Genomic DNA, 23,736 nt, shown 5'->3' on the forward strand with positions numbered 1-23,736 from the left:
ACGCGGCATGGGGTGTCGTTTCTTTTGGGTACTTTTCTTTGGACAAGCAAAGAAAAGTACCTCGGCTGTCGGGCCGAAACCCGACTTACAAATAACCCCGTCGCGACAGCGACACCTTAATACAGCAATGAAAGCTAGAGCTTTCAAGACTACGTTCCCAAGCCAGAACTTGGTAACCAGAAAAACCAATAATCAAATCCTATCGGCCGCCTGTTCCGCCAAAATCGCGGCATTGCTTTTGATCCCATCACATATCATCTCCAACGGCAGATGACTCAAATTCTGTTCGGAAAACGGATTTTGCAATTCCCATCCGATTCTATCCAACGACAACAACGGATAAGCCACCAGCAAGGCGATAAACGCCGACATCAAGCCGGCTTCGGCAATCAGGGAAAACGGCAACAGCAACAGATAAATCAAGATGAAGCGCCGAGTCTTGATCGCATACACCAAGGGCATAGGCGTCTTCAAGATGCGTTCGCAGCCGCCGAGATGATCGATCAATAGGCCGCGCTGTTCTTCAAATTGGCTGAACACGATCACTTCGACCCAATGCCGGGTCCGGGCCTGTTCCAGCAAAGCCGCTATCTTGCCGCTGATCAACATCGGCATGTGTCGGGCGTGGCTTAACTCGGCGATCTCGGCCTCGGTCAGCAATGGCTTCAGATCATCGAGATTTTTTTGCTGGCGCAAGGCCTCCTTCAATGCGAAGGCAAATGCCACGATCCATTTATTCATGTCTTGCCGCCACTGCCTGTCGTCGGGCCCATAATGCCAGGTCATCAACAGCAGATTCCGGCTTTGGTTGACGATGCCGCCCCATAACTTTCTGGCTTCCCACCAGCGTTCGTGACCGGCATTGGTCCGAAACACCAGCACCAGACCCAAGACCGCGCCGGTATATTCGAATGGCGTCACGGCAAGTTCGGGCAGTTTGTAAAAATGCAGATCGATCAACGCCAATAGCAGCGTGTAACAGGCCACGGCCAACACGCCGAGCAGAATTCGCGGGGTTACCGAGCCGCGCCAGGCCAGCGCGCCACGCAGAAAGCCCGGAGACTCTTGCTGATTGCTGAGTTCGTCGCTCGGTCTGGTCTGTAAATCTCGTAATGGCATAACTTCGCGGCCTTAACCGACCGCCCCTTCCAGACTGATGCCGAGCAAGGCTTGCGCTTCCACCGCAAATTCCATCGGCAGTTCCTTGAACACTTCCTTGCAAAAGCCGTTAACGATCATCGACACCGCATCCTCGGCCGACAAACCGCGTTGCTGGCAAAAGAACAATTGATCCTCGCTGATTTTGGAAGTGGTCGCTTCATGCTCGACCTGCGCCGACGGTTGCTTGACCTCGACATACGGAAAAGTATGCGCGCCGCATTTGTCGCCGACCAGCAGCGAGTCGCACTGGGTGTGGTTACGGGCGCTTTCAGCCGATTTGGCCACTTTCACCAAGCCGCGATAGGTATTTTGCGCCCTGCCGGCGGAAATACCCTTGGAAACGATGGTGCTGCGGGTATTCTTGCCGATGTGGATCATCTTGGTGCCGGTGTCGGCCTGTTGCAGGTTGTTGGTCAAGGCTACCGAATAAAACTCGCCGACCGAGTCATCGCCCAGCAACACGCAACTCGGATATTTCCAGGTAATCGCTGAACCGGTTTCGACCTGGGTCCAGGAGACTTTGGAGTTGCGGCCACGGCATTCGGCGCGCTTGGTCACAAAGTTGTAAATGCCGCCCTTGCCGTCCTTGTCGCCGGGATACCAGTTCTGCACGGTCGAATATTTGATTTGCGCGTTGTCCAAAGCGACCAACTCCACCACGGCGGCATGCAACTGGTTTTCGTCGCGCATCGGCGCGGTGCAGCCTTCCAGGTAGGAAACGTGCGAGCCTTCGTCGGCGATGATCAGGGTTCTTTCGAATTGTCCGGTATTGGCGGCGTTGATGCGGAAATAGGTCGACAACTCCATCGGGCAGCGCACACCCTTGGGGATGTAAACGAAGGAACCGTCGGTGAATACCGCCGAGTTCAACGCGGCAAAGAAGTTATCGCCGGGCGGCACCACGGTGCCGAGATATTGTTGCACCAGTTCGGGATATTCCTGCAAGGCTTCGGAAATCGGGCAGAAAATCACCCCGGCTTCCTTCAGCTTGCCTTTAAATGTGGTGGCCACCGAAACGCTGTCGAATACCGCATCGACGGCGATGCCGGCCAGCCGTTCCTGTTCGTCCAGCGGGATGCCGAGCTTTTTATAGGTGTCGAGCAATTGCGGATCAACTTCGTCCAAGCTTTTTGGCCCTTGTTTTTTAGACTTAGGTGCCGAGTAATAGCTGATGGCCTGATAATCAATCGGTTCGATCTTGAGCTGCGCCCAGTTCGGCGATGGCATGGTTTGCCAATGGCGAAAGGCTTTCAAGCGATATTCCAGCATGAATTCCGGCTCGTTCTTGACTTTGGACAAGCGGCGGATCACGTCTTCATCGAGACCCGGCGGGAAGGTGTCGACTTCCAAATCGGTAACGAAACCTTGCTTGTATTCTTGACTGATCAGGTGTTCGATTTCTTGGGCAGTGGCGGACATAATCGTTCTCGATAAATTAACGGTACAGGCGGCTGACGGGGATACTGACTTCTTCGGGCTGTTTGAACGGCATTATCATGTCCGCCAAGGTCACCGACTCCAAAGCATTGGCAATCTTTTGGTTGATCAAATGCCAGTTGCCCTGTATCCGGCAGCCACTGGCTTGATCGCAGCCTTTATGGGAAGCCGAACACTCGGTCAATGCAATCGGCCCTTCCAACGCGGCGATGATGGTAGCCACGGTGATCCGGTCAGGCTCTCTTGCCAGGGTATAACCACCCTTGGCGCCTCGAGTCGAGGCTAAAACCCCGGCCTTGGCCAGAATTTTTAAAATCTTGCTGACGGTCGGTAACGCAATTCCGGTCGCATCGGCCAATTCCAAAGCACCATGCAAGCGGTATTTATCTCTGGCGATAGCGCTTAAAATCACCGTCGCATAATCAGTCATCTTACTTAGCTTCAACATGGCCCTCTCACAATTGGGACCATTTTAGTCTTATTTAATTCCCCAGTAAAGAACTTGGTTATTAAATTTTGCCGCTTTTAAAAATCAGCGGCTATCTTAGCCAGCCTTTACGCCTGAAATACAGGTAGGGTAAAAGAATGGAAAAAGCCATCAATGCCAGGGCAAACGGATAGCCCAGCATCCATTGCAATTCGGGAATATGCTCGAAATTCATGCCGTAGACGCTGGCGATCAAGGTTGGCGGCAACATGGCAACGGATGCCACCGAAAAGATTTTGATGACTTTGTTTTGGTTGATATTAATAAAACCGACCGTGGCGTCCATCAAAAAGTTGATTTTGTCGAACAAAAACGCGGTGTGGCTGTTCAGTGATTCGATGTCGCGCAAAATTTGCTGAGCATCTTCCAACTGAGTAGGGGAAAGCAATTTGCGGCGGATCAAAAAAGACACGGCCCGCTGAGTATCCAACATATTGCGGCGGATTCGGCCATTCAAGTCTTCCTCCTCGGCGATGTCGGCCAGAATCCGTTCGGCATCCTCATCGCTGACATTCTGGCTCAATACCTTCTTACTAACGGCTTCCAGTTCGGTATAAATATTTTCCAACGCATCGGCGGAATATTCGGCTTCCGCGCCATACAGATCCAGCAACATATCCTTGCTGTCGGTGACGAAACCAGGCTGGGTTCGGGCACGCAAGCGCTGCAGGCGGAATACCGGCAACTCCTCGCTACGCACCGAAAACAAAATATCGCCACTCATCACGAAAGCCACCGGCACGCTGCGGGACTTGCCTTCCCTGTCCAGTAAAAAATCGGAATGGATATGGATTTCGTTTTGCTCGACGTAAAAACGCGCGCTGGCCTCCAGATCGGTCAACTCGTAAGGATCGGGCAAATCCAAACCGTAATGCTGGCCTATCAACAGCCGTTGCGCCTTGCTGGGCGCCAATAAATCGATCCAGATCGGATTGACGTCATACAAATCATGCCGGCAGGTGATGGCTACCTTGGATAATCTGCCATCGACCAATTCGAACGCACTCATCTGGCCCATGCCGCAATGCGGTTCCCTGTCGCCCACCAATTGCTCGCGCAGGGTATCGGAAATTTCCCACAACACATCATCCTGACGCGCCGCTTCGATTTGCCCCCACACCAATAGCGCATCGTCCAATGCCAAACTGGATAGGATTTGGCCAACCTCGACGGCGGACAGGCGCGCCAGCAGCGTACAGAGCTCCGCCATATGCTGTTTTTGTACCAGGGATATAACCAGTTTACGGCGGGGAAGCGGTTGATTTTGCACCATACTTTCGACAAGTCGGTGTTTTTTCAACAGATCGCTGACGGTTTGCAGTGACAATAGAGGCTCCGGAAAAGCAGGTTCAGGTTTCAATCACCATGATAACCGACTTTATCCGCCTCAAGGGTTGGATGGATGGGGAGATGGCGCTAGATCAGTCTTAAACCGGCTTTGCGATGCCGGATATCGATGCCTTCTATCATATAGATCATGTATTCGGCGATGTTTCTGCTGTGTTCGCCGCAGCGCTCCAGGGTTTTCATGATATGCATGATGTCCATGGCTCGGCCGATTAGCCGGGCATCGCTCAGCACAAAACTCAACTGATGTCTGATGCCCTCCTGCAGTTCTGTTTCGCACTCAATGTCATAATGCAACAACAGATACGCCTGCGCCGACTCACCCTTTTCAAACGCCAGCGTCAACTTGGTCAGCATAATTCTGACCAGATTGCCGATTTTGACAATATCCGCCAATAATTTGGGATTGGGATCGCTGGTTCTCGGATCGAACAACACACCGACCAACTTGGCAAACGCGGCAATCTCGTCGCCGATTTTCTCCAATTCGTAGGCGATTTTGGACATCGAGATAACCGCGCGCAAATCGCTCGCCACCGGACTATGCCGGGCCAGCACTTGTATGACTTCATTATCGATTTGGATTTCGTAATGGTTGATTCGGCTGTCCCGCTCCACCACCCGCAATGCCAATTCCATGTCGGCCTCGTCCATCGCCAGCATGGTCTGCTCCAGTTGGTACATCACCAAGCCGGCCATTTCGACAATTTGGCCGTGCAATTGATTCAGTTCGCCATCAAAAGCCTGCAAGGTATGGTGTTTGGAAAATTCATCGCTAGATGCGTTCATCGGTATAGTTCTCATTCGGCTCGGTTCAGCTTATGAAATCTAAGCCTGTAACATGACAGTTTGATGACAAATCGCAGGTTCAAGGTCCGGCCACACCAGGATCACGGCCGATTTTCGGCTTGGTCAAGCAAGGCCAAGGCATAAGCCCCCGATTACCGCCATTCAGCCTTGGCATTCAAAGCCACGGCCACCAACTTTAACCGCCGCGGACGATTACATCTTTACAGTTACGCCAGCCCTGCTAATACCAGAGCCGCACTCCCATAACCGCCCGCAGGCTGTGATGATGTTCGCGCAAGGACTCCTCCTCGACGTAATCAAAACCGATATAGGGCGCGAACTCGCGTTCGATCTCGTAACGCAAGCGCAAACCGGCCTCGAATTCGGTGACGCCGGCCTTGACGCCCCGGTATTGAATATCCTCGGCCGCGACATTGAGTTCGACACGCGGCGCCAAAATCAGCCGTTGCGTCAGCAATAGCTCGTAACCCAAACTCAAACGCCCCAATACGTTGCCGTTTTCGCTGATGAACATCGCGCTGTCGACCTCGATAAAATAAGGCGCCAAACCCTGGAAACCGATCACCGCATCAAAGGTACGCTCTGGCTCGAAGGCCCGCCGGGCGCCGATCTGAAAATCCCAGAAAGTATCGATGTTACGGCTATAAAGCATCTGTAAATCGGCCCGGCCGAAAATATCCTGGTCGGCGGAATAATCGCCCTCGGTTTTCAACCACAACTTGTGGTCGTCGTTACCGATCCAGTGCTGCACATCCCATTTGAATAAATGCAGATTTTCGTTGCCCTCGTACTCCAGCCGTTCGGCCTTGAAATGGCTGAAAATCATGTCGTCGTCCTGGGCATGCACAGCGTTGAACAGCAACGGCAACCACCCTAGCCCTCGTAGGAGCGGCTTCAGCCGCGATCGAAGACTTAACAAGGCCAGAATCGCGTCAGTGGAGGACATACCCGGCCTTTTCCACGATCAGCTTACGGAACATACCGGTATCCATGTGATACAGCAAATGACAGTGAAACGCCCATTCGCCCTCGGCATCGGCCAATACGTCCACCGTGGCGGTTTGGCCGGGCTTGACATTGATTACATGTTTTTTCGGATTGTACATGCCGTTGCCATTCTCCAGATACTGCCACAGGCCATGGATATGAATCGGATGGTTCATCATGGTTTCATTGACGTAATGAAAACGCACGCGCTCGCCAAGTTTGACCCGGACCGGTTCGGCATCCGAATATTTGATGTCGTCGAACGACCAGATATAGCGGTTCATATTACCGGTCAGACGCAGGGTAATTTCCCGGTTGGGCGCCCCCATCAGACTATGCTCGGGCTGTTCGGATTTCAGCTGCTGATAGCTTAACAGCGCATGGCTGGGGACGGATGGTTCGGACGCGTCCATCGGCGCACTCGAAGCGTGGCCGGAATGGACTTGCTGTTCGACGTTTGGCTCGGCGTCATGGCCGGCATGATTGTCGCCGGATACCGCCGCTGCTTCGCCGTGTCCGGTATGCTGCCCCTCCTGCTTTTCGGGCAAGAGCCGTTCACCGTGAATAGCATGCGTTGCCTCGGCCCCGCTCTGCCCATGCCGCTCGTGACCGCCATGCCCGCCCCCCATATCCTCCATCGTCAACAAGGTCATCGGCCGCTTGGTTGGAATCGGCGCCAGCCAATCTTCCCGAGGCGTCAGGCTGGCATGGGCATAACCACTGCGATCCATGGCCTCGGCGAAAATGGCGTAAGCCTGCTCGGTTTGCGGTTCGACCAGTACATCATAGGTTTCGGCGACCGCGATCCGAAACTCTTCGACATCGACCGGCGCCACCGGCTGACCGTCGGCGGCAATGACCCGCATCTTCAATCCGGGAATGCGCACATCGAAATGCGTCATCGCCGCGGCATTGATAAAACGCAGCCGTAATTTTTCGCCGGGCTTGAACAGATAACGGCCTTGCATGTCCGGCGTCCGGCCATTGATCAAAAATCGATAGGTCGCGCCGGTCACATCGGCCAAATCGGTCGGTTCCATCCGCATCTCCCCCCAGGCCAACCGGTCGCTAAGCGTTTCCCAAAAACCCAATCGGCCGATGTCGGCGAAAAAATCGCCTAGCGTGCGTTTTTGAAAATTGTAATAGTCGTTTTGTTTTTTCAGTCGCGCCAGGGTGCGGTGCGGGTCGGCTTCCGGCCAGTCGGACAGCATCACTACATAATCGCGGTCGGCCGTTTGATGCTGATGCCGGGGCGCGATAACGATGGCGCCAAACAAGCCTTGCTGCTCCTGCATGCCGGAATGGCCGTGATACCAGTAGGTGCCGCTTTGCTTGACTTCAAATTGATAGGTAAAAGTCTGACCGGGCGCTATGCCGTCGAAACTGATGCCCGGCACCCCGTCCATTTGATAGGGCAACACGATGCCGTGCCAATGTATGGATGTTTGTTCTTGCAGATGGTTGGTGACTTGCAAGTTTACCTGCTCACCTTCCCGCCAATATAGAGTAGGTGCCGGCAAACCACGGTTGGCAACCACGGCTTGCTGCGCTTTGCCGATCAACTGTACCGATTGCTCGCTGATGTCGAGATGATAGGTATCGGCACTGGCAAAGCTCGGACCGAAAGCTACAACAAGTGCGTAGGCTTTAACCAACGGCGGTAACCACATTTTGGCTTTGATCGGGGTGCAATGAAATAAATGCTGGATTGCCAAGATCACCTCGACCGAGTCTCAATCATGAATAAAGCATGTCAGGCTATTTTTGAAAAAGCTTGTACCCATTGCCGACGCCAAAACTATCGTTCGCCGAGCGGACTTGTGCTGAGCGAAGCCGGGGTAGTCGAAGCGAATAGTTGACTTCGGCTCCGCTCAGTCAACGGCGTTTTATTTTTGTTCTTCAGTCAACGGCAGTTTTTTTGGCTCTCAGTCAACGACCATTTCTTTGACACTCTGTCAACGGCGGTTTTTTTTGGATGGGGTAAGTTTATTGCGATAAATTACCCCAGCTCATGTTTGTGCGATGGACTTTGCTGTCGACGGCTGTGCGCGTCAGAGCATCGGCACCAAATCCAGCTCGAACATTATCGCATCCTCGCGGCCATGCTTTGCCGGATAATAGCCCTTGCGTATGCCGATTTCCCGGAAACCGGTCTTACGGTACAGATCAATCGCGCCGGGGTTGCTGGGTCGCACTTCCAAAAACAGCTTTTCCGCCCGCGGCCGGGCATATTCGATCAAATGATTCAGCATCTTGCGGCCGGCGCCTTGGCGCTGAAAATCGGGGCTGACACTGATGTTCATGACATGCGCTTCGCCGGCCATCACCGAGATGATGCAGTAGCCGACGATGGCATCATCAGCCGCCTCGCAGACCCAATTGACATAATTCATCGCCCGGAAACAATCCTTAAACACGCCTTCCGACCAAGGAAATTCATAGTTCAGCGCTTCAATTTTCAACACCTGCTGTAAATCGGCATGATCCATCTTGCGCAGCCGCAGCAAATCCTTGCTATCCACCGAATCCGGAAAAACCTTGGCATAGAATTCGCGATCGGCGTCGTAAACAAAAACATCTTTCAGCTTGTGTAGCAGTTTCCACATAGGTTAGTTTTCCAGCGATTGATGAACGGACAACGCAAACTGTAAGTCGTCCCAGGCTTTGGCTTTTTCGGTCAGCGCGCGCAACAAATAAGCCGGATGATGCACCACCACCAGCGGGATATTATCCAACTGGTGTCGACTACCGCGTAATTTTGCCAGAGGTTGTTGCGTGTTGAGTAAATTTTGCGCGGCAATCCGGCCGACGGCAACAATAATCTTGGGTTTTATCAACTCGATTTGGCGTTGCAGAAAGTCATGACAAGCGGCCACTTCCTCGGCCTGAGGGTCTCTATTGTTGGGCGGCCGGCATTTCAGCACGTTGGCGATAAAGACTTCTTCGCGCTTCAAACCTATCGCCCGCAGCATCTCGGTCAACAACTGCCCGGCTTTGCCGACGAACGGTTCCCCTTGCAAATCCTCGTTTTGCCCAGGCGCTTCGCCGATCAGCATCCAACTGGCCTGATGACTACCGACTCCAAACACGGTTTGAGTGCGGGTTTCGCACAGTTTACAGGCACGGCAGGCGGCGACTTCGCTGCGCAGGTCGGTCCAAACCTGCTCGCTGGCCAATGCAGCATGAGCGGGCCGGGTTGGCGGCGGCAGGTGCTCGGTGGCGATTGGATGACAATCCGCTGCTGGATTTACTACATTCGGTATATTTTGAAAATCAACCGCCGCCGAAGACTCATCGTAATGAGATTCGCCCTCCACCGCTTGCGGTGCTTGAACGGCAATGGGCGGATACCTGGAAACCCAGACATCTATACCCATCGCCTCCAGATATTGCAAGCGCGTCGCGTTATCCATCGTTATCGGTCAGACATCGCCCTTCTGCGGATGCTGTCGTTGGTCGCCGCTTTGCAGCTTGTTGACCGCATTGATATAGGCTTTGGCCGAGGCAATCACGATATCGGTATCGGCGCCGGAACCGTTGACGATGCGGCCGGCATGTTCCAGCCGCACGGTCACTTCGCCCTGGGCATCGGTGCCGTTGGTGATGTTGTTGACCGAATACAAGGCCAGGGTAGCGCCGGTTTTCACCAGGCTTTCGATGGCTTTCAAGCTGGCATCCACCGCGCCGCCGCCTTGGGCGCAGCCGGTCATTTCCTTGCCGTCGATGCGAATCGTTACCGTGGCGTTGGGCACTTCACCGGTTTCGGAACAGACTTTCAACGCCACCAACTTGATATGCTCGTCCTCGGCTTCGAAACCTTGTTCGGAAATCAAGGCTTGCAAGTCTTCGTCGAAAATTTCGTGTTTTTTGTCCGCCAATTGTTTGAAGCGAAAAAACGCATCGTTCAACTCGGCTTCGCCGGCAAAATCCACCCCCAATTCCGCCATGCGAGTCTTGAAGGCGTTGCGGCCGGAGTGCTTACCCAGCACCATGCGGTTGGTGGTCCAGCCCACGTCCTCGGCGCGCATGATTTCGTAAGTCTCGCGGTTCTTCAACACTCCGTCCTGATGGATGCCGGATTCGTGAGCGAAGGCGTTGGCGCCGACGATGGCCTTGTTAGGTTGCACCGGAAAACCTGTGATCGACGACACCAGTTTCGAGCAGGTGACGATCTCGCGGGTGTCCAGGCGGGTGTCGCATAGGAAAAAGTCCTGGCGAGTGCGGATCGCCATCACTACTTCCTCCAGGGAAGCATTGCCGGCGCGTTCGCCCAAGCCGTTGATGGTGCATTCCACCTGCCGTGCGCCGTTCATCACCGCCGACAAGGAGTTGGCGACCGCGAGGCCTAAATCGTTATGGCAATGCACCGAGAAAATCGCTTTGTCGGAGTTGGGTATACGTTTGATCAAATTGGCGATAGTGGCGCCAAACTGTTGCGGCATGCTATAGCCAACGGTATCGGGGATGTTCAAGGTCGTAGCGCCGGCGTCGATAACCGCTTCCAAAATCCGGCACAAGAAGTCTTCTTCCGAGCGTCCGGCGTCTTCCGGCGAGAACTCGACATTGTCGGTGTACTGGCGGGCGCGTTTCACCGCCCTGACCGCATACTCGATCACCTGATCCGGCTGCATGTTCAGCTTCATCTGCATGTGGATTGGCGAGGTAGCGATAAAGGTGTGAATGCGCGAGCTTTGCGCGCCTTTCAAGGCTTCGCCGGCCCGGTCGATATCCTTGTCCAGCGCCCGCGCCAAACCGCATACCGTGCTGTCTTTAATCACATCGGCCACCGCCTGCACAGCTTCGAAATCGCCCTGGCTGGCGGCCGGAAAACCGGCCTCGATCACGTCGACTTTCATCCGCTCCAGCGCCCTGGCAATCCGCACTTTTTCGTCGCGCGTCATCGACGCACCGGGACTTTGCTCGCCATCGCGCAAAGTGGTATCGAAAATTATCAATTTGTCTTTCATGAGAACTCCGTCATGAAACGTTCGGCTCAATGCGCCGAGTAACAGGAAAAGGGTTTATTTTTAGGTAGATAGAATGTGCGCCCCTCAGGGCAGCAGCAGCCTTAAAGACAGGGCGAACGGAAAGCCGCCGGGGAATGGCAAGCAAATCAAATCAGCAAAATGAATGTGTGACTGAGCGTTCATGGCTAGGAACTATACTGCATTGCGGTAATAGGCTCAAGTATCCGATTGCCACTGGGTGCGATTCAAACTGAGGCGTAATTTAAGAAACGCTACGCGAAGCCAGTTTTGAAGTCTGTTTTCGTGCCGAATGACAAAATTAGTGAAAAATGGTCGATTGATTTTGAAGTGATTTTTCATGATTTGTGTCACACACCATACCCACTTTTGTCCCAAAAAATGAACTCCGGATTTTGTGCCACTAATATTGAAAAATTTCGCACCTTGCGAATTCCGCTGAAATCCGCCAACGATTCCAATTTCAACACCGTCAGGCAAACCCGCCAGCGGCGCCGACCGGCCATTACCCGCCCTTCAACGATTTCACACTGGCGGTCGCAATGCCTCATTGCTGACGTTCAAACCGTTGGACTACAACACTATCTTAAGCAAGATTAAGGATAAAGATCGGCCACCTCTTTTATCGTTTCATCGTCTTTATAGGCTTCGGACATTTTCACTTGACGAATAAAGTCGCGGGCCTGTGGTGTATCAAGATCACCGATTGACTTCAGCGCCATGGACTTGTCGATGTTGTATTTTGTTTCGTAAATGGTCTTTAGTAAAGGGAATTTCTCTTTCGCGCCAAGAATGCCGAGTGCGGAGATTGCCGCCTCGCGCATAATCGTTTCCTCGTGAGAGGTCAGGCGAACCAACGGTTCGATGGCTGCTGGGTTATTGGTATAGCCAAGCTCTAAAACTTTTAGATACTGTTCACTCGCCGCATCGGCTGAACCTGGCATGATGGATTTAACAATCTTTTCCACAGTTTCATTCGAGGCGGCCCGTTTGAAGACATGTGCATTCAGTTTAGCCGCGATTTCCTTCACCACCACTTCAAGCGGAATTTGGTAACAAGGCCGCTCCACTTCCCTAAATGCCCAAACCGGCACCTTGCTGTTTTTGAAATAGGCGGTAATACGCTGCGGGGCACCACTACCGATTAAATCCGCACTAAACGTCGTGAAGGTGTGATAAGGGGAAAATCCGCTGGTGCGCAAATTTCGGATACGGTAGTTCAACACTTTCAATTTGAGATCCGAGTTCTCTCCTTTGTCGTAGGCAACCTGTATACCCTGTGCATTTAGAACACGAGCCAGATTGTCGCCCAGATAGTTCATTTCGTCACCCATGTCGGGTAGCTCGACTGACAAGGTGCCCGCATTCAGGGGTTTAGCTTCGCCGGTACGTGCATCTGACAATCCGAATGAACGTGTTTCTGTTGTTAACACCGAGGTATAAACATTGTTCGGTGGTGGTACAGGCTTAATATTAAAGCTCTTGGTGCACCCGGATAGCAGCAAAGCAAACACAAAAACAATGAATTTTAGGCTTAGGGTGTTTAGCTGAATTGCCATGATATTGCATCCTTTATCAAAATGATTGTATTGGAACATATACGGTGCTCATGTTGGGGAGGTCGGACAAGGCACCCTAGTTTTGTATGGAGCAATAGTACTAGAGTGTTACTAACCTATTAATCATTTTCACTGCCAAAATGAATTCTATCTCTATCTCTATCTCTATCTCTATCTCTATCTCTATCATAATAATTATTTTTGTCTCAATCCATCTGCAAGGATACTCATCACAATCTAGCCAGATTAACATAGAAACAAATCTAAAGTCTGACATTGAAAATGTTCAAACACAGGCTTCCGGAAAATATGAGAAAAAATATACAGAATGTGCTTGGATTGAATTAGCTGATCCTAATTCTTAGCCTTATTTATTCAAAATTATTCTGCTTCATTTTTGCATCAATGGATGGAAGGAATTAATGGAGACATCCAGATTAAAAAACCAATCCCTATAATATCTAGCGGCATTGTAATTGGGATAAGCCCATACCATAAAGGATTTTCTTCGTGCTCTTTAAATAACTTAGAGATTGAAATAATTCTTAAGTTATATGGAACATTAAGAGTTACATCATTACCTGAATAAAATTCTACTTTCGGTGCGGTTACAAGCAAAAGGCATGGTTGGAGTAATGAAGTATCGCAAAGGTATGTACCCGAAATCGCATTAGTATCGTAAACCGGATATTGTTCAAAAATTATAAATGGCTGGTCTTTTTCTATCATTTCCTTAATTCGTTCACCTGTAAATCGAAGCGCATCATTAGTTGCTATATCGTTTGGAGATTTAATAACTTCCAAAGAAATGCCATTGTCGTTCATTTCTTGGCACCCATGTCTAGCTTGAATTGATATATCATACTCCTCTATAGAAGAGCGTTCTTTACTGTTATCTTCAATTTCAAATATTTTTCTTTGCTGATAATCAATTACACCGTAATTTTTGTAAATAACGATATCTATAGGAACTTCAAGAAATAGTTCTCTTTCCTGTTCCTTTGGAATAGTTTCATCCAATATACAAATCAAAAATTTTTGATTATTAAGCCGTGCACTCTGCAGACTGTAACGTTCTAAGCGTTTTTCGCCTTTAGCCTTATCGAGAACTATCGACGTGCACCCCTGCATAAGTATTAACAATATTAAAAATACTGCATTCATTATAAAAACCAATTTTTTCAATATAGCTTTTTCAAAACCCAAGCAAAGCAGAAATTATTGTATTTTCCTATCCGATTTACTTGGGCTTTAGTTGATAAAAACAAATAACAGTAATATGGTTTTATTAGTTTTCAAAAGATCTCATAGCATAAACAAATAGAGACTTGATTTATCTGTCTTAAAAAATACTCAATTTATATTAATTCAAAATCATGCTTTTTTCGCGCTAAAAAGCCATGGCATATTGAGCATTGGAACTGTTAAATAACTTGTTTATTATTGATATTATTAATCAGCTTAGTAAGCTTCTCCCATAGCCTCTGCAGCCCGTTGCGCCATGAAACCATGTACCGTTTTGGTGGGATGGATGCCATCCCAGAATAGATAGGTATCGGGTTTTTTGCAGGTGAACGGCGGTTGATTCGGCGTGATGCAGACGTCTGTTACATTAGTAATCCCAAACAGTTTTGAGCCGTTGTCTACTTGATCCGCGATTATCTCTTCTAGTAGACCGTACAGATTCAGAGTGCTGATCTTAATATCTGGTAAGACCGCGAGTTGCGCCTGCAATTGTGACAATGCAGCATTGAAGCCAGCCGATAACAAATTGGCGTTGTAGGCAATGGTATATTCGCTTGGAGTTGGCGGTGGCGTGAACAATTGATCGAGCAAGCTAACCGTTGGTGTATGTGCGATGTTGGGAACATTTACCAAAACAAAGTGCCGAGCGCCAAAGGCATAAAGCGTTTGCATTGTTTCCGCAATCTGGTTAATCGCTTGTCCGATCAGATATTCGGCCGCTTGCTGATCATAGGTTTCCAGCAATACATTCAATGCATCCCGCACGTCATTACCGCCTATTTCTATGACGAATAAGGTGTCGCCGGAAATTGGCGTTGAGACACCGATTTGATAATCGGTCAGGTAGGCATTAACTTGATCAGATAGATTAAAACGACAACGGATAACGGCATTAGCCGGCGTATCGTCCGTCACTGGCCGAGCGCGCGCACCCCCAACGGCATAATTGCTGGCTTTCAAGCCAGAATTCAATAACGCTGGCCTTACCGTTCCTGACAATCCTTGTCCAAACGCAAATTGTTCTATCCAGGTTTTACCATTGGTAAGCTGGTGTCCTCCACGCGCATAAACGCCATCCGGCACTAAAAGCTCATAGTACTCGTCTTCGATCTGCAATTTATCCATTTGGTCGTAAGGCGGCTTGTTTAACGGCACACCCAAATTGCACTGACCGAAGCCCAATTCGGTTGCGTTATTAATCAAGGTAAACGCATTGCCCGTGTCGCTTAAACTGCTTCCGAAAACTACGATTCTATCGTAGCTGGATGCCTTGGCCAAAACCGCAGGTGCGCATGCCAAAGATACCGTCAACAGACCAATTCTTATAATTTTTATACCGTATTGCATAACAACCTCCCAATAGAGATTTTTTATGGTTGGGAATACAAATGTGGCTTAATCGAAGTAAATCTAGGTTAGATTTACTTCGACGAACGGCAGGTGATTTTTTGAAGGTAAATGGTGGTGTTACTAAAAAATGCCATCACCATTGAGTACAGATTAAAAACCGAATCACCTGGTATGACGTTAACGATGTCATTTCGGTAATCCGGCTTTCCGGGTAAGGGATCCGCGACTTTCCGTCCCTACCTTACGATAGGTTTAGCTTTTAATTTTTATGTATTATTTAGCACAGAATTTCTAACATATCTACAGAGTAAAAATATCAACTTTTGAATTCCCGCCTGGCTGAGTAGCAGTGGAGGCAGAATCTGAATTTCAGCTCAGCGCGAATTCAGAGACATACTGAAAATGATGATAGTCCGATTTGGGTCGAAACCAGATATTAACTAATCATTGGTCGAAATAAGCTGCAAAATCCATCGATTGATGCGGTATCCCGATAATGTCGATTCCCAAGGGATTGAGCACATAAAAAATCAAATGAGAACCTTGTCTAAAATAGTAATATCCTTCTGCAATCGCTGCGAAACCTTGGAAACGAAGCGCTAGCGAGTGAAGGTTGAGTAGTCCCTGGAAGCCGTAGCGCCGGGCGGTTTTTCGACTAGAAAAACTGCAAGGCATCGCGAAACGGCGTCGAGTCATGCGAGAGCCAAGGCTTTGACCCCCTTGTTGGGTCAAAGCCGAGGTGACGCGGACGGCCAGGGCCGCCGCAGGCAATCACGTGGCGGTGTAGGCGCGATTGCTAGCCAAGGATGGCTAGCAATCTTTCCCGCCGGAAGCCGACACTCGCCGAATCCGACCGATGTTTGCCTAGATGTGGATGCTTGGCTAACCAATTAAACCGTTTATCAATGTCTGCCAAATAGCGGTTCCGCTACGACTTACCCCATTTTGCCGCCGTGTAGCGGCCAATGCTCTTCAAGTCACTAAGCGCCCTGGGGGTAATGCCATTACCCCTCGTTATCCAGCTCCCTAATAAGGGCGGCAACAGTATAATCCTGTACAAATTCACCTTTACTGGCTTGCGCAGCGCCCTCTGCAAGATGCGTTCGTAACGCTGCTAGTTTATACTTGCGTTCCTCAAGTTCCCGCAAAGCATCCCGCACAACCTCACTTGCCGAGCCGTAGCGGCCACTGGCGATTTCACTCCTAATAAAGTTTTCCCAATGTTCCCCAAGACTCAAGCTAGTAGTAGCCATAATAAACACTCCAGTATTCATATATAACAAATCTGAATATATCACGCCCCACTGCCTGTTTCAATGAACAGACCTTTCCAGAAAACCATGTCATTATCCTACTGTCGGCAATACATTCGACTAATGTCATTGGTAAACGTCGATAATTGGTCGCGGTAGGAATACCAGTTGCCCAGTACCCCCCGCACAGATCCCAGCTCCTCCCTCGAATACGAACGTCAAAGCGGTAACAAGAATGGGGATGTAATAATCTAACTCTGGGGAAGAAGCACGAGGTAATGCGCATGAACTCGGCTAAAAAGCCAGTCGCCTTAGCCGAGTAAACTGCCGATCAGCGGTGATTGCAGCAATATCGCTCCGGCAATCATTAGCGCACCGGTTAAAACCGCCCATAGCGTGCGCTTGTTGTTGTGGCGTAATTGTTTGCGCAGTTGGTTCATTTCCAAATTATGCTGCTGTATTTGTTGCTGCATCTGAGCATTGCTTTGCAAGGCCTGAAACACCAGCGCCGGAATTTCCGGCAGTTGCTCGGTGATTTCCGGCAGCTTGCTCAACAACTCCTTGATTTTCGCCGCCGGTCCCAGGCGTTGTTTGAACCAGTTTTCCAGAAACGGCTTGGCGGTTTGCCATAAATCCAGGTCGGGATAGAGCTGCCGTCCCAAGCCCTCGATATTGAGTAAAGTCTTTTGCAACAACACCAACTGGGGTTGCACCACCATATCGAAACGGCGGGCGGTCTGGAACAGTCTCAATAACAGCAAACCGAAGGAAATGTCTTTCAACGGTTTCTCGAATATCGGCTCACAGACGCTGCGTATCGCCGCCTCGAATTCTTCCACCCGCGTGGTCGGCGGCACCCAGCCGGATTCGATATGCATTTGCGCGACGCGGCGGTAATCGTGGTTGAAGAAGGCCAGAAAATTTTCCGCCAGATAGCGTTGGTCGGTATCCGATAGACTGCCGACGATGCCGAAGTCCACCGCCAGATATTTGTCCGGCAGTTCGACAAAAATATTGCCCGGATGCATATCGGCATGAAAAAAGTTATCGCGGAACACCTGGGTAAAAAAGATTTCCACGCCGCGTTCGGCCAGTTTTTTGAAATCGGCATTGCCGTCACGCAAGGCCTGAATGTCACCGACCGGCACGCCATGGATGCGTTCCATCACCATCACTTTGCGGCGTGTCAGCGGCCAGTGTATTTCCGGAATATACAGCGACTCGGATTTTTTGAAATTATTGCGGATCGCGCTGGCATTGGCGGCTTCGCGCAGCAAATCCAGCTCGTCCAGGATGGTTTTTTCGAACTCGGCCACCACTTCCATCGCTCTTAGGCGCCGCGCATCGCTCCAGAACCGCTCGGCCAGACGCGCCAGTTCATAGAGCAAGCCCACATCGGAATGGATTTTATCTTCGATATCAGGCCGCAACACTTTGACGATGACTTTTTCGCCGGTTTTCAATTTGGCGGTATGCACCTGCGCCACGGAGGCGGAAGCCAAGGGTTGCGGCTCGAAGTCATCGAAAGCTTCCTCAATGGTTCGTCCCAATTGCTGCTCAATGATGCTACGGGCAATATCGGCGGAAAACGGCGGCACCCTATCCTGCAGTTTAACCAGTTCCTCGGCGATGTCCTCGGGCAACAAATCCTTGCGGGTGGACAGCGTTTGCCCGAATTTAACGTAAATCGGTCCCAAGTCTTCCAGAGTACGGCGTATTCTGATGCCGCGCGACTCCGTCGGCTTGTTGAACCAATAGGTGGGTGAAAAAAACGCCAGATAGCGAATCGGTCTAAACAAATGGGTTTTAAGGACAATTTCATCCAGGCCGTGAGACATCATCACCCAATTGATATGAATGAGGCGCATGAGAATTTTAATGCGAAACACGGTGGGTCCTTAGGTTATTGGGGCTAGGAGGCTTTATTCAGGCCGGCGGCCAAACGCTCGATCCGAGCATTAAGCCGGTCGACATCGGAACGGCAGGCATCGATCCGTTGGAACATCAGTTCGGCTTCGGCCTTGGCGGGTAAGTCGCGAGTTTCTTCCTGCAGAAACTCTTCCAGATTCAAGCGAAAACTGGTCAAGGTGTGCTGGGTCCAGTCTCGGCTGCCGCGCAGCAAGCCACTCAAGCGCTGAGCAAAACGGTCGCCGGTGTAACGCGCCAGTTTGGCTTCCAGATTGATGTCCAGCTTTTCGAACAAACGCTGTAATTTATGGGCAAGTTGAGTATCGCCTTCGATCCGGACTTCGCCCTTGAACAGCGCACGCATCGGCGTGGCACTTAACCCCATCAATCCCAGCGCCGACAGCGAACCGCTTAAACCGGCATCGACCTCGCCGGCATAATTTCCCAGAAACTGGATTCTGTCATGAGTCGGACACAGGTAAAGGGTTTCGTCGAAAGGAGTGATATGGACCGCTATCACTTTACCGGCCATCGGCGCCAGTAATTGCTCCAGATGCTCGTCCAACCCCAGATAACCATTAAAAGCAGTTTCCAAGGCACCGATCAATAAGGGTTTGATATGACTCAAATTACCGGTCATCAGCCTGCCTGTTGTGCGAGTTGTTGCAGATAGTCGCGCATGTCTTCATTATTGACTCGGTGGTAAAGGTCGACCACGCCGACGCTCAAACCTATAGACTCGAAGCTAATGCTGTCGCCGAGGAAATAATGCTCGGCAAACCAGTTTTGCGCACGGCGGAACACTTCGATTTCGACATGGTCCTGTTCGATCAACACATATTCCAGCAAGCTGGGCAAGGCTCTGTAAGCCGCCAGTTTGGTGGTTTTGTCCAGGCGGCGGGTGTTTTTGGACAACACTTCGACAATCAGGGTGGGTTTTTCGGTGTAATAGTCGTTGCCTTGATCGTCGTCACACACTACCATCACATCCGGATAAAAGAAGCAGCCTTCGGTTTTGACTTTGATTTCCGAGGAAAAAGTCATACATGGACTGGCTTGCAGGTGATTGGTGACCATTTGCACGCAATTGCTCACTAGCAAACTATGGTTACGACTCGTCCCCGCCATCGCAAACACTTGGCCGTCGATATATTCGTGCCGAAGCTCGGCGATCAGCTCGCCTTGTAGATACTCTTGCTCGCTGATATAGGAATGAGCCCGTTCAAGCGCCATAAAACCTCCTAAGCGTGGGGCGGCCTTAAAACTTATAACCTCTATGCACGGCCACGATGCCCTGGGTCATATTGAAATACTCGCAACGCTCCAGGCCGGCTTCTTCCATCATCCGCTTCAATTCGTCCTGTTTGGGATGCATGCGGATCGATTCGGCCAGATAACGGTAGCTGTCTTCATCCTTGGCAACGATGGCACCGATTTTCGGCAGCAGGTTAAACGAGTAAAAATCGTAGACCTTTTCGGTGATCGGATCGATGGGATGAGAAAACTCCAGCACGATTACCCGCCCGCCCGGCTTTAGCACCCGATACATGGAGCGCAGCGCCGCATCCTTGTCGGTAACGTTACGCAAACCGAAACCAATACAAACGCAATCGAAGGTGTTGTCGGCAAACGGCAGGCATTCGGCGTTGACTTGGGCATAACGGATATTGCCGGCCAATCCGCGATTGATCAACCTATCGCGGCCGGTGCGCAACATGGCGGCATTGATGTCGGCCAGCACCACTTGACCGCTCTTGCCGACCCGTTTTTCGAACAGCGTGGTCAAATCGCCGGTACCGCCGGCCAAATCCAGCACGTGATCGCCCTCGCGAATATTCGCCAGCTGTACCGCCACCCGTTTCCAGATCCGGTGGATGCCCAGCGACATCAAATCGTTCATCACGTCATACTGGCTGGCAACCGAATCGAAGACACCGCGTACCAGCGCGACCTTTTCCTGCTTGGGAACTTGTTTAAAACCGAAATGGGTGGTGTTGTCGTTTGTCATGAGTCGAATTAATGGTTTGAGGGCGATTTGCGGCTGATGCCGGCGGCCGAAAGTTGCTCGAGATAGGCGGACCACAGCAATGGAAATTCCGAGCCTAATTTATACAATAAATCCCAGGAATAAATCCCGCTGTTATGGCCGTCGCTAAAGGTCAGCGCAATGGCGTAATTCCCCACCGGCCGAATATCGGTTATCGAGACATCCTGCTTGCCGATTTGCAGCGTTTCCTGACCCGGACCGTGGCCGACGGCCTCGGCGGACTGGGTATAAACCCGCAGATATTCGCTGGGCATTTCGAAAATACTGCCGTCGTCGAAATGGATTTCCAATACCGCCGACAGTTTGTGCAGCTTGATTTCGGTCGGCGAGCAATGACAGGGCGTTATTTTTAGGCGCATGGCTAGAGAATATAGCGGCTCAAATCTTCGTCGGCCGCCAGTTCCCGCAGATGCGCATCCACATAGGCAGCGTCGATACGAATGGTTTTTTCCAGCAAATCCGGCGCATCGAAGGAAATTTCCTCCAACAACTTTTCCAATATGGTATGCAAACGCCTAGCACCGATATTTTCCACGCTTTCGTTGACCTGCCAGCCCAACTCGGCAATGCGTTGAATGCCATCGTCGCTAAAACTGACCTCGACCCCTTCGGTGGCCAACAAGGCTTGATATTGCTCGGTCAACGATGCATCCGGCTCGGTCAGAATGCGGACGAAATCTTCCGCGCTCAAGGCACTGAGCTCGACCCGAATCGGGAAACGGCCTTGCAATTCCGGAATCAAATCGGACGGCTTGGTCAGATGAAACGCGCCAGAGGCGATGAACAAAATATGATCGGTCTTGATCATGCCGTATTTGGTACTGACCGTGCTGCCTTCCACCAGCGGCAGCAAATCGCGTTGCACGCCTTCGCGCGAGACTTCGCCGCCGCCCATTTCCGAGCGCTTGCAGATTTTGTCGATTTCATCCAGAAACACGATGCCGTGCTGCTCGACCGATTCCAGCGCGCTTTGCTTGATTTCGTCTTCGTTGACCAGTTTGGCGGCTTCTTCTTCCTGCAACAGTTTCAGAGCATCCTTGATCTTCAACTTGCGGGTTTTGGTGCGGCCGCTGCCGAGATTTTGAAACATACCCTGCAACTGGCTGGTCATTTCTTCCATGCCGGGCGGCGCCATGATCTCGACACCCACCGAAGGTGCGTTGACATCGATCTGAATCTCCTTATCGTCGAGGCCGCCCTCGCGCAGTTTCTTGCGCATTTTTTGACGGGTCGATTCTTCCGTCTCCGACAACATGCCACCCTCGGCCCTGGGCAATAATATGTCCAGTACTTTTTCCTCGGCGGCATCGGCGGCGCGGTTTTGGACTTTTTCCATCTCCGTCATCCGGGTCATCTTCACCGCGGTATCGACCAGATCGCGAATGATGGACTCGACGTCGCGGCCGACGTAACCGACTTCGGTAAACTTGGTCGCTTCAATTTTGATGAACGGCGCGTTAGCCAGACGCGCCAAACGACGGGCGATTTCGGTTTTACCGACGCCGGTCGGGCCTATCATCAGAATATTTTTCGGCGTGATTTCCTCGCGCAATTCAGGCGCCACTTGGCTACGGCGCCAGCGGTTGCGCAACGCAATCGCCACCGAGCGCTTGGCATCGGCCTGGCCGATGATGTGTTTATCCAGTTCGCTGACGATTTCTCTAGGGGTCATTTGACTCATGGTTTTACTCGTTCTCCGACGCTTGCGGTTCCGCGTCCAATTCTTCGATGCGCAGATTATGGTTGGTATAGATACAGATGTCGGCGGCGATATTCAGGGATTTTTCCACGATCTCCCGCGCGCTCAAATCGGTATTATCCAGCAATGCCCTGGCGGCGCTTTGGGCGAAGGCGCCACCGGAACCGATGGCCATGAAATCGTGTTCCGGTTCGATCACGTCACCGGTACCGGATAAAGTCAACAGGGTTTTGGCATCGGCGATGATCAATAAAGCTTCCAATTTACGCAAGGCCCGGTCGGTACGCCAGTCCTTGGCCATTTCGACGGCGGCGCGGGTCAGATTGCCGCGATGCTTTTCCAGCTTACCTTCGAAATGTTCGAACAAGGTAAAGGCATCGGCGGTGGCTCCGGCAAAACCGGCGATGACTTTATCGTGATACAAGCGCCTGACTTTACGGGCATTGCCTTTCATCACGGTATTGCCCAAAGTCACCTGGCCGTCACCGCCTATCACGACCTTGTCCCCGCGCCTTACGGCCAGAATAGTGGTGCCTCTAAGTTCTATGCTCATTGCTTATGACTGCTAATCAGAAAAGCCGGCAATTTTACATGTTCTGAATCGCGATGGGTTAGAAGTTTAGAGTTCCCACACCCGCGCAGGGGTTGTTTAGTCATTGAATTGTGCGGCAAAACTGATTAAAGTTCAGCTCGATAGCATAATAAAAACAAAACTATTCAGTGTGCCGTACGATCCCTTCTCCCGGCGGGAGAAGGTTAGGATCAGGGGATAAAACAAGCGTTTTGCCACGCTCCAGCGTCGCCTTACCCTAGCCTCTCCGGCTGGAGAGCAAATGTTGTGCTTCGCGCCGAATAGTTACATAAAAACAACATCAAGAGGCCCGCTATGAAAATATCCAAACTCCGGAAAAGCGCCATCCTACCGCTCACCCTGCTAGTCTTTGCCCAAGCCGCATCGGCTGTCACCCCCGCCGAGGAAGAAGAAAAAAAATGTATAAAACCAAAATTCAGGGATTTTGTGCCCGCCCCCAAATCCGAAGTTAAGCCGGAATCGGAGATTTCCTTTCATATCAACCACATTGCCGACCCACTACACATCAAAGCCAATGCTAAAAACATCCCGCTGAAGCTTGAGATCGTGGATAAAAAAACCTTTTATTACGTAAAAGCCAAACTGCCGGAAGAATTAAAAGATGGTTACGCCCGTATCCATGTTCAAGCCAGATCGGCGGAAGGCGAGTGCATCGGCCAGGATGGCTGGCTGATCAAGATCACCGACAACCCCAGCACTCCGGCCGCCGATGCAAAGCAGGCCGCAGCGCCGGCGGCAACGGAATAACTGGCCAGACTTAGCCGCGCCTAGCCTACACCGGCCCACCGGAATCTTGCCGGCCTCCGCTCCGAGCCGGGGTTTACCGCCCCGGCTCTCGACCCACCGTTACAGTGCCTAACCCGATAAAA

24 protein-coding genes and 1 riboswitch are annotated in these 23,736 nt (G+C 51.2%); of the genes, 2 read left to right on the forward strand and 22 right to left on the reverse strand.

Translation table 11 applies throughout. The annotated features are described in order from the left end of the window. Nucleotides 1-192: 192 nt before the first annotated feature. The 10 genes from IVG45_RS12970 to IVG45_RS13015 form a co-directional block, all read right to left on the reverse strand. Complete coding sequence (locus tag IVG45_RS12970; RefSeq protein ID WP_196434231.1) at nt 193-1,119, reverse strand: bestrophin family protein; 927 nt, start codon at nt 1,117-1,119, stop codon at nt 193-195. A gap of 12 nt (nt 1,120-1,131) precedes the next feature. Beyond that, nucleotides 1,132-2,580 (reverse strand): Fe-S cluster assembly protein SufB, encoded by a 1,449-nt coding sequence (gene sufB / locus IVG45_RS12975; RefSeq protein WP_196434232.1) that lies wholly within the window; start codon nt 2,578-2,580, stop codon nt 1,132-1,134. 16 nt (nt 2,581-2,596) lie between these two features. Beyond that, on the reverse strand, nt 2,597-3,046 hold the full coding sequence (locus IVG45_RS12980) for an SUF system Fe-S cluster assembly regulator (protein WP_196434233.1): 450 nt from the start codon (nt 3,044-3,046) through the stop codon (nt 2,597-2,599). A gap of 91 nt (nt 3,047-3,137) precedes the next feature. Further along, on the reverse strand, nt 3,138-4,412 hold the full coding sequence (corA, locus tag IVG45_RS12985) for a magnesium/cobalt transporter CorA (protein WP_196434234.1): 1,275 nt from the start codon (nt 4,410-4,412) through the stop codon (nt 3,138-3,140). An 89-nt stretch (nt 4,413-4,501) separates the two neighbouring features. After that, nucleotides 4,502-5,221 (reverse strand): phosphate signaling complex protein PhoU, encoded by a 720-nt coding sequence (gene phoU, locus IVG45_RS12990; protein WP_196434235.1) that lies wholly within the window; start codon nt 5,219-5,221, stop codon nt 4,502-4,504. A gap of 241 nt (nt 5,222-5,462) precedes the next feature. Further along, nucleotides 5,463-6,188, reverse strand: coding sequence for a copper resistance protein B (locus tag IVG45_RS12995; protein ID WP_230874582.1), 726 nt, complete (start codon nt 6,186-6,188; stop codon nt 5,463-5,465). Beyond that, the gene (locus IVG45_RS13000; protein ID WP_230874583.1) at nt 6,175-7,944 is read right to left on the reverse strand and encodes a copper resistance system multicopper oxidase; all 1,770 of its coding nucleotides are present in this window, start codon (nt 7,942-7,944) and stop codon (nt 6,175-6,177) included. Before IVG45_RS13000 ends, IVG45_RS12995 begins: the two co-directional genes overlap by 14 nt. 336 nt (nt 7,945-8,280) lie before the next feature. Further along, nucleotides 8,281-8,835, reverse strand: coding sequence for a ribosomal protein S18-alanine N-acetyltransferase (gene rimI / locus IVG45_RS13005; RefSeq protein ID WP_196434236.1), 555 nt, complete (start codon nt 8,833-8,835; stop codon nt 8,281-8,283). 3 nt (nt 8,836-8,838) lie between these two features. Then, nucleotides 8,839-9,642: a uracil-DNA glycosylase gene (locus tag IVG45_RS13010; RefSeq protein WP_196434237.1), complete on the reverse strand. Its 804-nt coding sequence runs from the start codon at nt 9,640-9,642 to the stop codon at nt 8,839-8,841. A gap of 9 nt (nt 9,643-9,651) precedes the next feature. Continuing rightward, nucleotides 9,652-11,196 carry a 2-isopropylmalate synthase gene (locus IVG45_RS13015; protein ID WP_196434238.1) on the reverse strand — a complete coding sequence of 515 codons (1,545 nt, stop codon included), beginning with the start codon at nt 11,194-11,196 and terminating at the stop codon, nt 9,652-9,654. A 288-nt stretch (nt 11,197-11,484) separates the two neighbouring features. On the opposite strand from IVG45_RS13015, the gene IVG45_RS13020 reads away from it, so the two are divergent. Further along, the gene (locus tag IVG45_RS13020; protein ID WP_196434239.1) at nt 11,485-11,814 is read left to right on the forward strand and encodes a hypothetical protein; all 330 of its coding nucleotides are present in this window, start codon (nt 11,485-11,487) and stop codon (nt 11,812-11,814) included. Here IVG45_RS13020 and IVG45_RS13025 read toward each other — a convergent pair. From IVG45_RS13025 to hslV, 12 genes are all read right to left on the reverse strand, one after another. Further along, complete coding sequence (locus IVG45_RS13025; protein WP_196434240.1) at nt 11,811-12,773, reverse strand: HEAT repeat domain-containing protein; 963 nt, start codon at nt 12,771-12,773, stop codon at nt 11,811-11,813. The two genes, IVG45_RS13020 and IVG45_RS13025, sit on opposite strands and share 4 nt — an antisense overlap. Before the next feature lie 402 nt (nt 12,774-13,175). Then, a complete protein-coding gene (locus IVG45_RS13030; RefSeq protein ID WP_196434241.1) occupies nt 13,176-13,958 on the reverse strand; it encodes a hypothetical protein in 783 nt (260 codons plus the stop codon). Between the two features lie 276 nt (nt 13,959-14,234). Further along, nucleotides 14,235-15,365, reverse strand: coding sequence for an SGNH/GDSL hydrolase family protein (locus IVG45_RS13035; protein ID WP_196434242.1), 1,131 nt, complete (start codon nt 15,363-15,365; stop codon nt 14,235-14,237). A 193-nt stretch (nt 15,366-15,558) separates the two neighbouring features. Next, a riboswitch (cyclic di-GMP riboswitch) is annotated at nt 15,559-15,635 on the reverse strand. Between the two features lie 177 nt (nt 15,636-15,812). Next, nucleotides 15,813-16,064 carry a type II toxin-antitoxin system RelE/ParE family toxin gene (locus IVG45_RS13040; RefSeq protein ID WP_196434243.1) on the reverse strand — a complete coding sequence of 84 codons (252 nt, stop codon included), beginning with the start codon at nt 16,062-16,064 and terminating at the stop codon, nt 15,813-15,815. Between the two features lie 308 nt (nt 16,065-16,372). Further along, a complete protein-coding gene (locus tag IVG45_RS13045) occupies nt 16,373-16,621 on the reverse strand; it encodes a type II toxin-antitoxin system ParD family antitoxin (RefSeq protein ID WP_230874584.1) in 249 nt (82 codons plus the stop codon). 311 nt (nt 16,622-16,932) lie between these two features. Beyond that, the gene (ubiB, locus tag IVG45_RS13050; protein ID WP_442923312.1) at nt 16,933-18,489 is read right to left on the reverse strand and encodes a ubiquinone biosynthesis regulatory protein kinase UbiB; all 1,557 of its coding nucleotides are present in this window, start codon (nt 18,487-18,489) and stop codon (nt 16,933-16,935) included. A 44-nt stretch (nt 18,490-18,533) separates the two neighbouring features. Beyond that, nucleotides 18,534-19,169 (reverse strand): ubiquinone biosynthesis accessory factor UbiJ, encoded by a 636-nt coding sequence (locus tag IVG45_RS13055; protein ID WP_196434245.1) that lies wholly within the window; start codon nt 19,167-19,169, stop codon nt 18,534-18,536. Next, nucleotides 19,169-19,762, reverse strand: a complete 594-nt coding sequence (locus IVG45_RS13060) for a Uma2 family endonuclease (RefSeq protein ID WP_196434246.1) — start codon at nt 19,760-19,762, stop codon at nt 19,169-19,171. The genes IVG45_RS13055 and IVG45_RS13060 overlap by 1 nt, the downstream gene beginning before the upstream one ends. 25 nt (nt 19,763-19,787) lie before the next feature. Beyond that, on the reverse strand, nt 19,788-20,537 hold the full coding sequence (ubiE, locus tag IVG45_RS13065; protein ID WP_196434247.1) for a bifunctional demethylmenaquinone methyltransferase/2-methoxy-6-polyprenyl-1,4-benzoquinol methylase UbiE: 750 nt from the start codon (nt 20,535-20,537) through the stop codon (nt 19,788-19,790). A gap of 8 nt (nt 20,538-20,545) precedes the next feature. Beyond that, a complete protein-coding gene (locus IVG45_RS13070; RefSeq protein ID WP_196434248.1) occupies nt 20,546-20,935 on the reverse strand; it encodes a gamma-butyrobetaine hydroxylase-like domain-containing protein in 390 nt (129 codons plus the stop codon). Nucleotides 20,936-20,937: 2 nt separating this feature from the next. Next, nucleotides 20,938-22,257 (reverse strand): ATP-dependent protease ATPase subunit HslU, encoded by a 1,320-nt coding sequence (hslU, locus tag IVG45_RS13075; RefSeq protein ID WP_196434249.1) that lies wholly within the window; start codon nt 22,255-22,257, stop codon nt 20,938-20,940. A gap of 4 nt (nt 22,258-22,261) precedes the next feature. Beyond that, nucleotides 22,262-22,828, reverse strand: coding sequence for an ATP-dependent protease subunit HslV (gene hslV, locus IVG45_RS13080; protein ID WP_196434250.1), 567 nt, complete (start codon nt 22,826-22,828; stop codon nt 22,262-22,264). A 333-nt stretch (nt 22,829-23,161) separates the two neighbouring features. Between hslV and IVG45_RS13085 the strand changes: the two genes are divergently transcribed. Next, entirely contained in the window at nt 23,162-23,614 is a 453-nt protein-coding gene (locus tag IVG45_RS13085; protein ID WP_196434251.1) for a hypothetical protein, read from the forward strand. Nucleotides 23,615-23,736 lie beyond the last annotated feature (122 nt).

It is taken from the genome of Methylomonas sp. LL1, from assembly GCF_015711015.1.
Taxonomy (GTDB): domain Bacteria; phylum Pseudomonadota; class Gammaproteobacteria; order Methylococcales; family Methylomonadaceae; genus Methylomonas.

Coding starts and splice junctions, on each gene's coding strand:
- IVG45_RS12970 (WP_196434231.1), bottom strand. CDS start 1,119: ATGCCATTACGAGATTTACAGACCAGACCGAGCGACGAACTCAGCAAT.
- sufB (WP_196434232.1), bottom strand. CDS start 2,580: ATGTCCGCCACTGCCCAAGAAATCGAACACCTGATCAGTCAAGAATAC.
- IVG45_RS12980 (WP_196434233.1), bottom strand. CDS start 3,046: ATGTTGAAGCTAAGTAAGATGACTGATTATGCGACGGTGATTTTAAGC.
- phoU (WP_196434235.1), bottom strand. CDS start 5,221: ATGAACGCATCTAGCGATGAATTTTCCAAACACCATACCTTGCAGGCT.
- IVG45_RS12995 (WP_230874582.1), bottom strand. CDS start 6,188: ATGTCCTCCACTGACGCGATTCTGGCCTTGTTAAGTCTTCGATCGCGG.
- rimI (WP_196434236.1), bottom strand. CDS start 8,835: ATGTGGAAACTGCTACACAAGCTGAAAGATGTTTTTGTTTACGACGCC.
- IVG45_RS13010 (WP_196434237.1), bottom strand. CDS start 9,642: ATGGATAACGCGACGCGCTTGCAATATCTGGAGGCGATGGGTATAGAT.
- IVG45_RS13015 (WP_196434238.1), bottom strand. CDS start 11,196: ATGAAAGACAAATTGATAATTTTCGATACCACTTTGCGCGATGGCGAG.
- IVG45_RS13025 (WP_196434240.1), bottom strand. CDS start 12,773: ATGGCAATTCAGCTAAACACCCTAAGCCTAAAATTCATTGTTTTTGTG.
- IVG45_RS13035 (WP_196434242.1), bottom strand. CDS start 15,365: ATGCAATACGGTATAAAAATTATAAGAATTGGTCTGTTGACGGTATCT.
- IVG45_RS13040 (WP_196434243.1), bottom strand. CDS start 16,064: ATGACTCGACGCCGTTTCGCGATGCCTTGCAGTTTTTCTAGTCGAAAA.
- IVG45_RS13045 (WP_230874584.1), bottom strand. CDS start 16,621: ATGGCTACTACTAGCTTGAGTCTTGGGGAACATTGGGAAAACTTTATT.
- ubiB (WP_442923312.1), bottom strand. CDS start 18,489: ATGCGCCTCATTCATATCAATTGGGTGATGATGTCTCACGGCCTGGAT.
- IVG45_RS13055 (WP_196434245.1), bottom strand. CDS start 19,169: ATGACCGGTAATTTGAGTCATATCAAACCCTTATTGATCGGTGCCTTG.
- IVG45_RS13060 (WP_196434246.1), bottom strand. CDS start 19,762: ATGGCGCTTGAACGGGCTCATTCCTATATCAGCGAGCAAGAGTATCTA.
- ubiE (WP_196434247.1), bottom strand. CDS start 20,537: ATGACAAACGACAACACCACCCATTTCGGTTTTAAACAAGTTCCCAAG.
- IVG45_RS13070 (WP_196434248.1), bottom strand. CDS start 20,935: ATGCGCCTAAAAATAACGCCCTGTCATTGCTCGCCGACCGAAATCAAG.
- hslU (WP_196434249.1), bottom strand. CDS start 22,257: ATGAGTCAAATGACCCCTAGAGAAATCGTCAGCGAACTGGATAAACAC.
- hslV (WP_196434250.1), bottom strand. CDS start 22,828: ATGAGCATAGAACTTAGAGGCACCACTATTCTGGCCGTAAGGCGCGGG.
- IVG45_RS13085 (WP_196434251.1), top strand. CDS start 23,162: ATGAAAATATCCAAACTCCGGAAAAGCGCCATCCTACCGCTCACCCTG.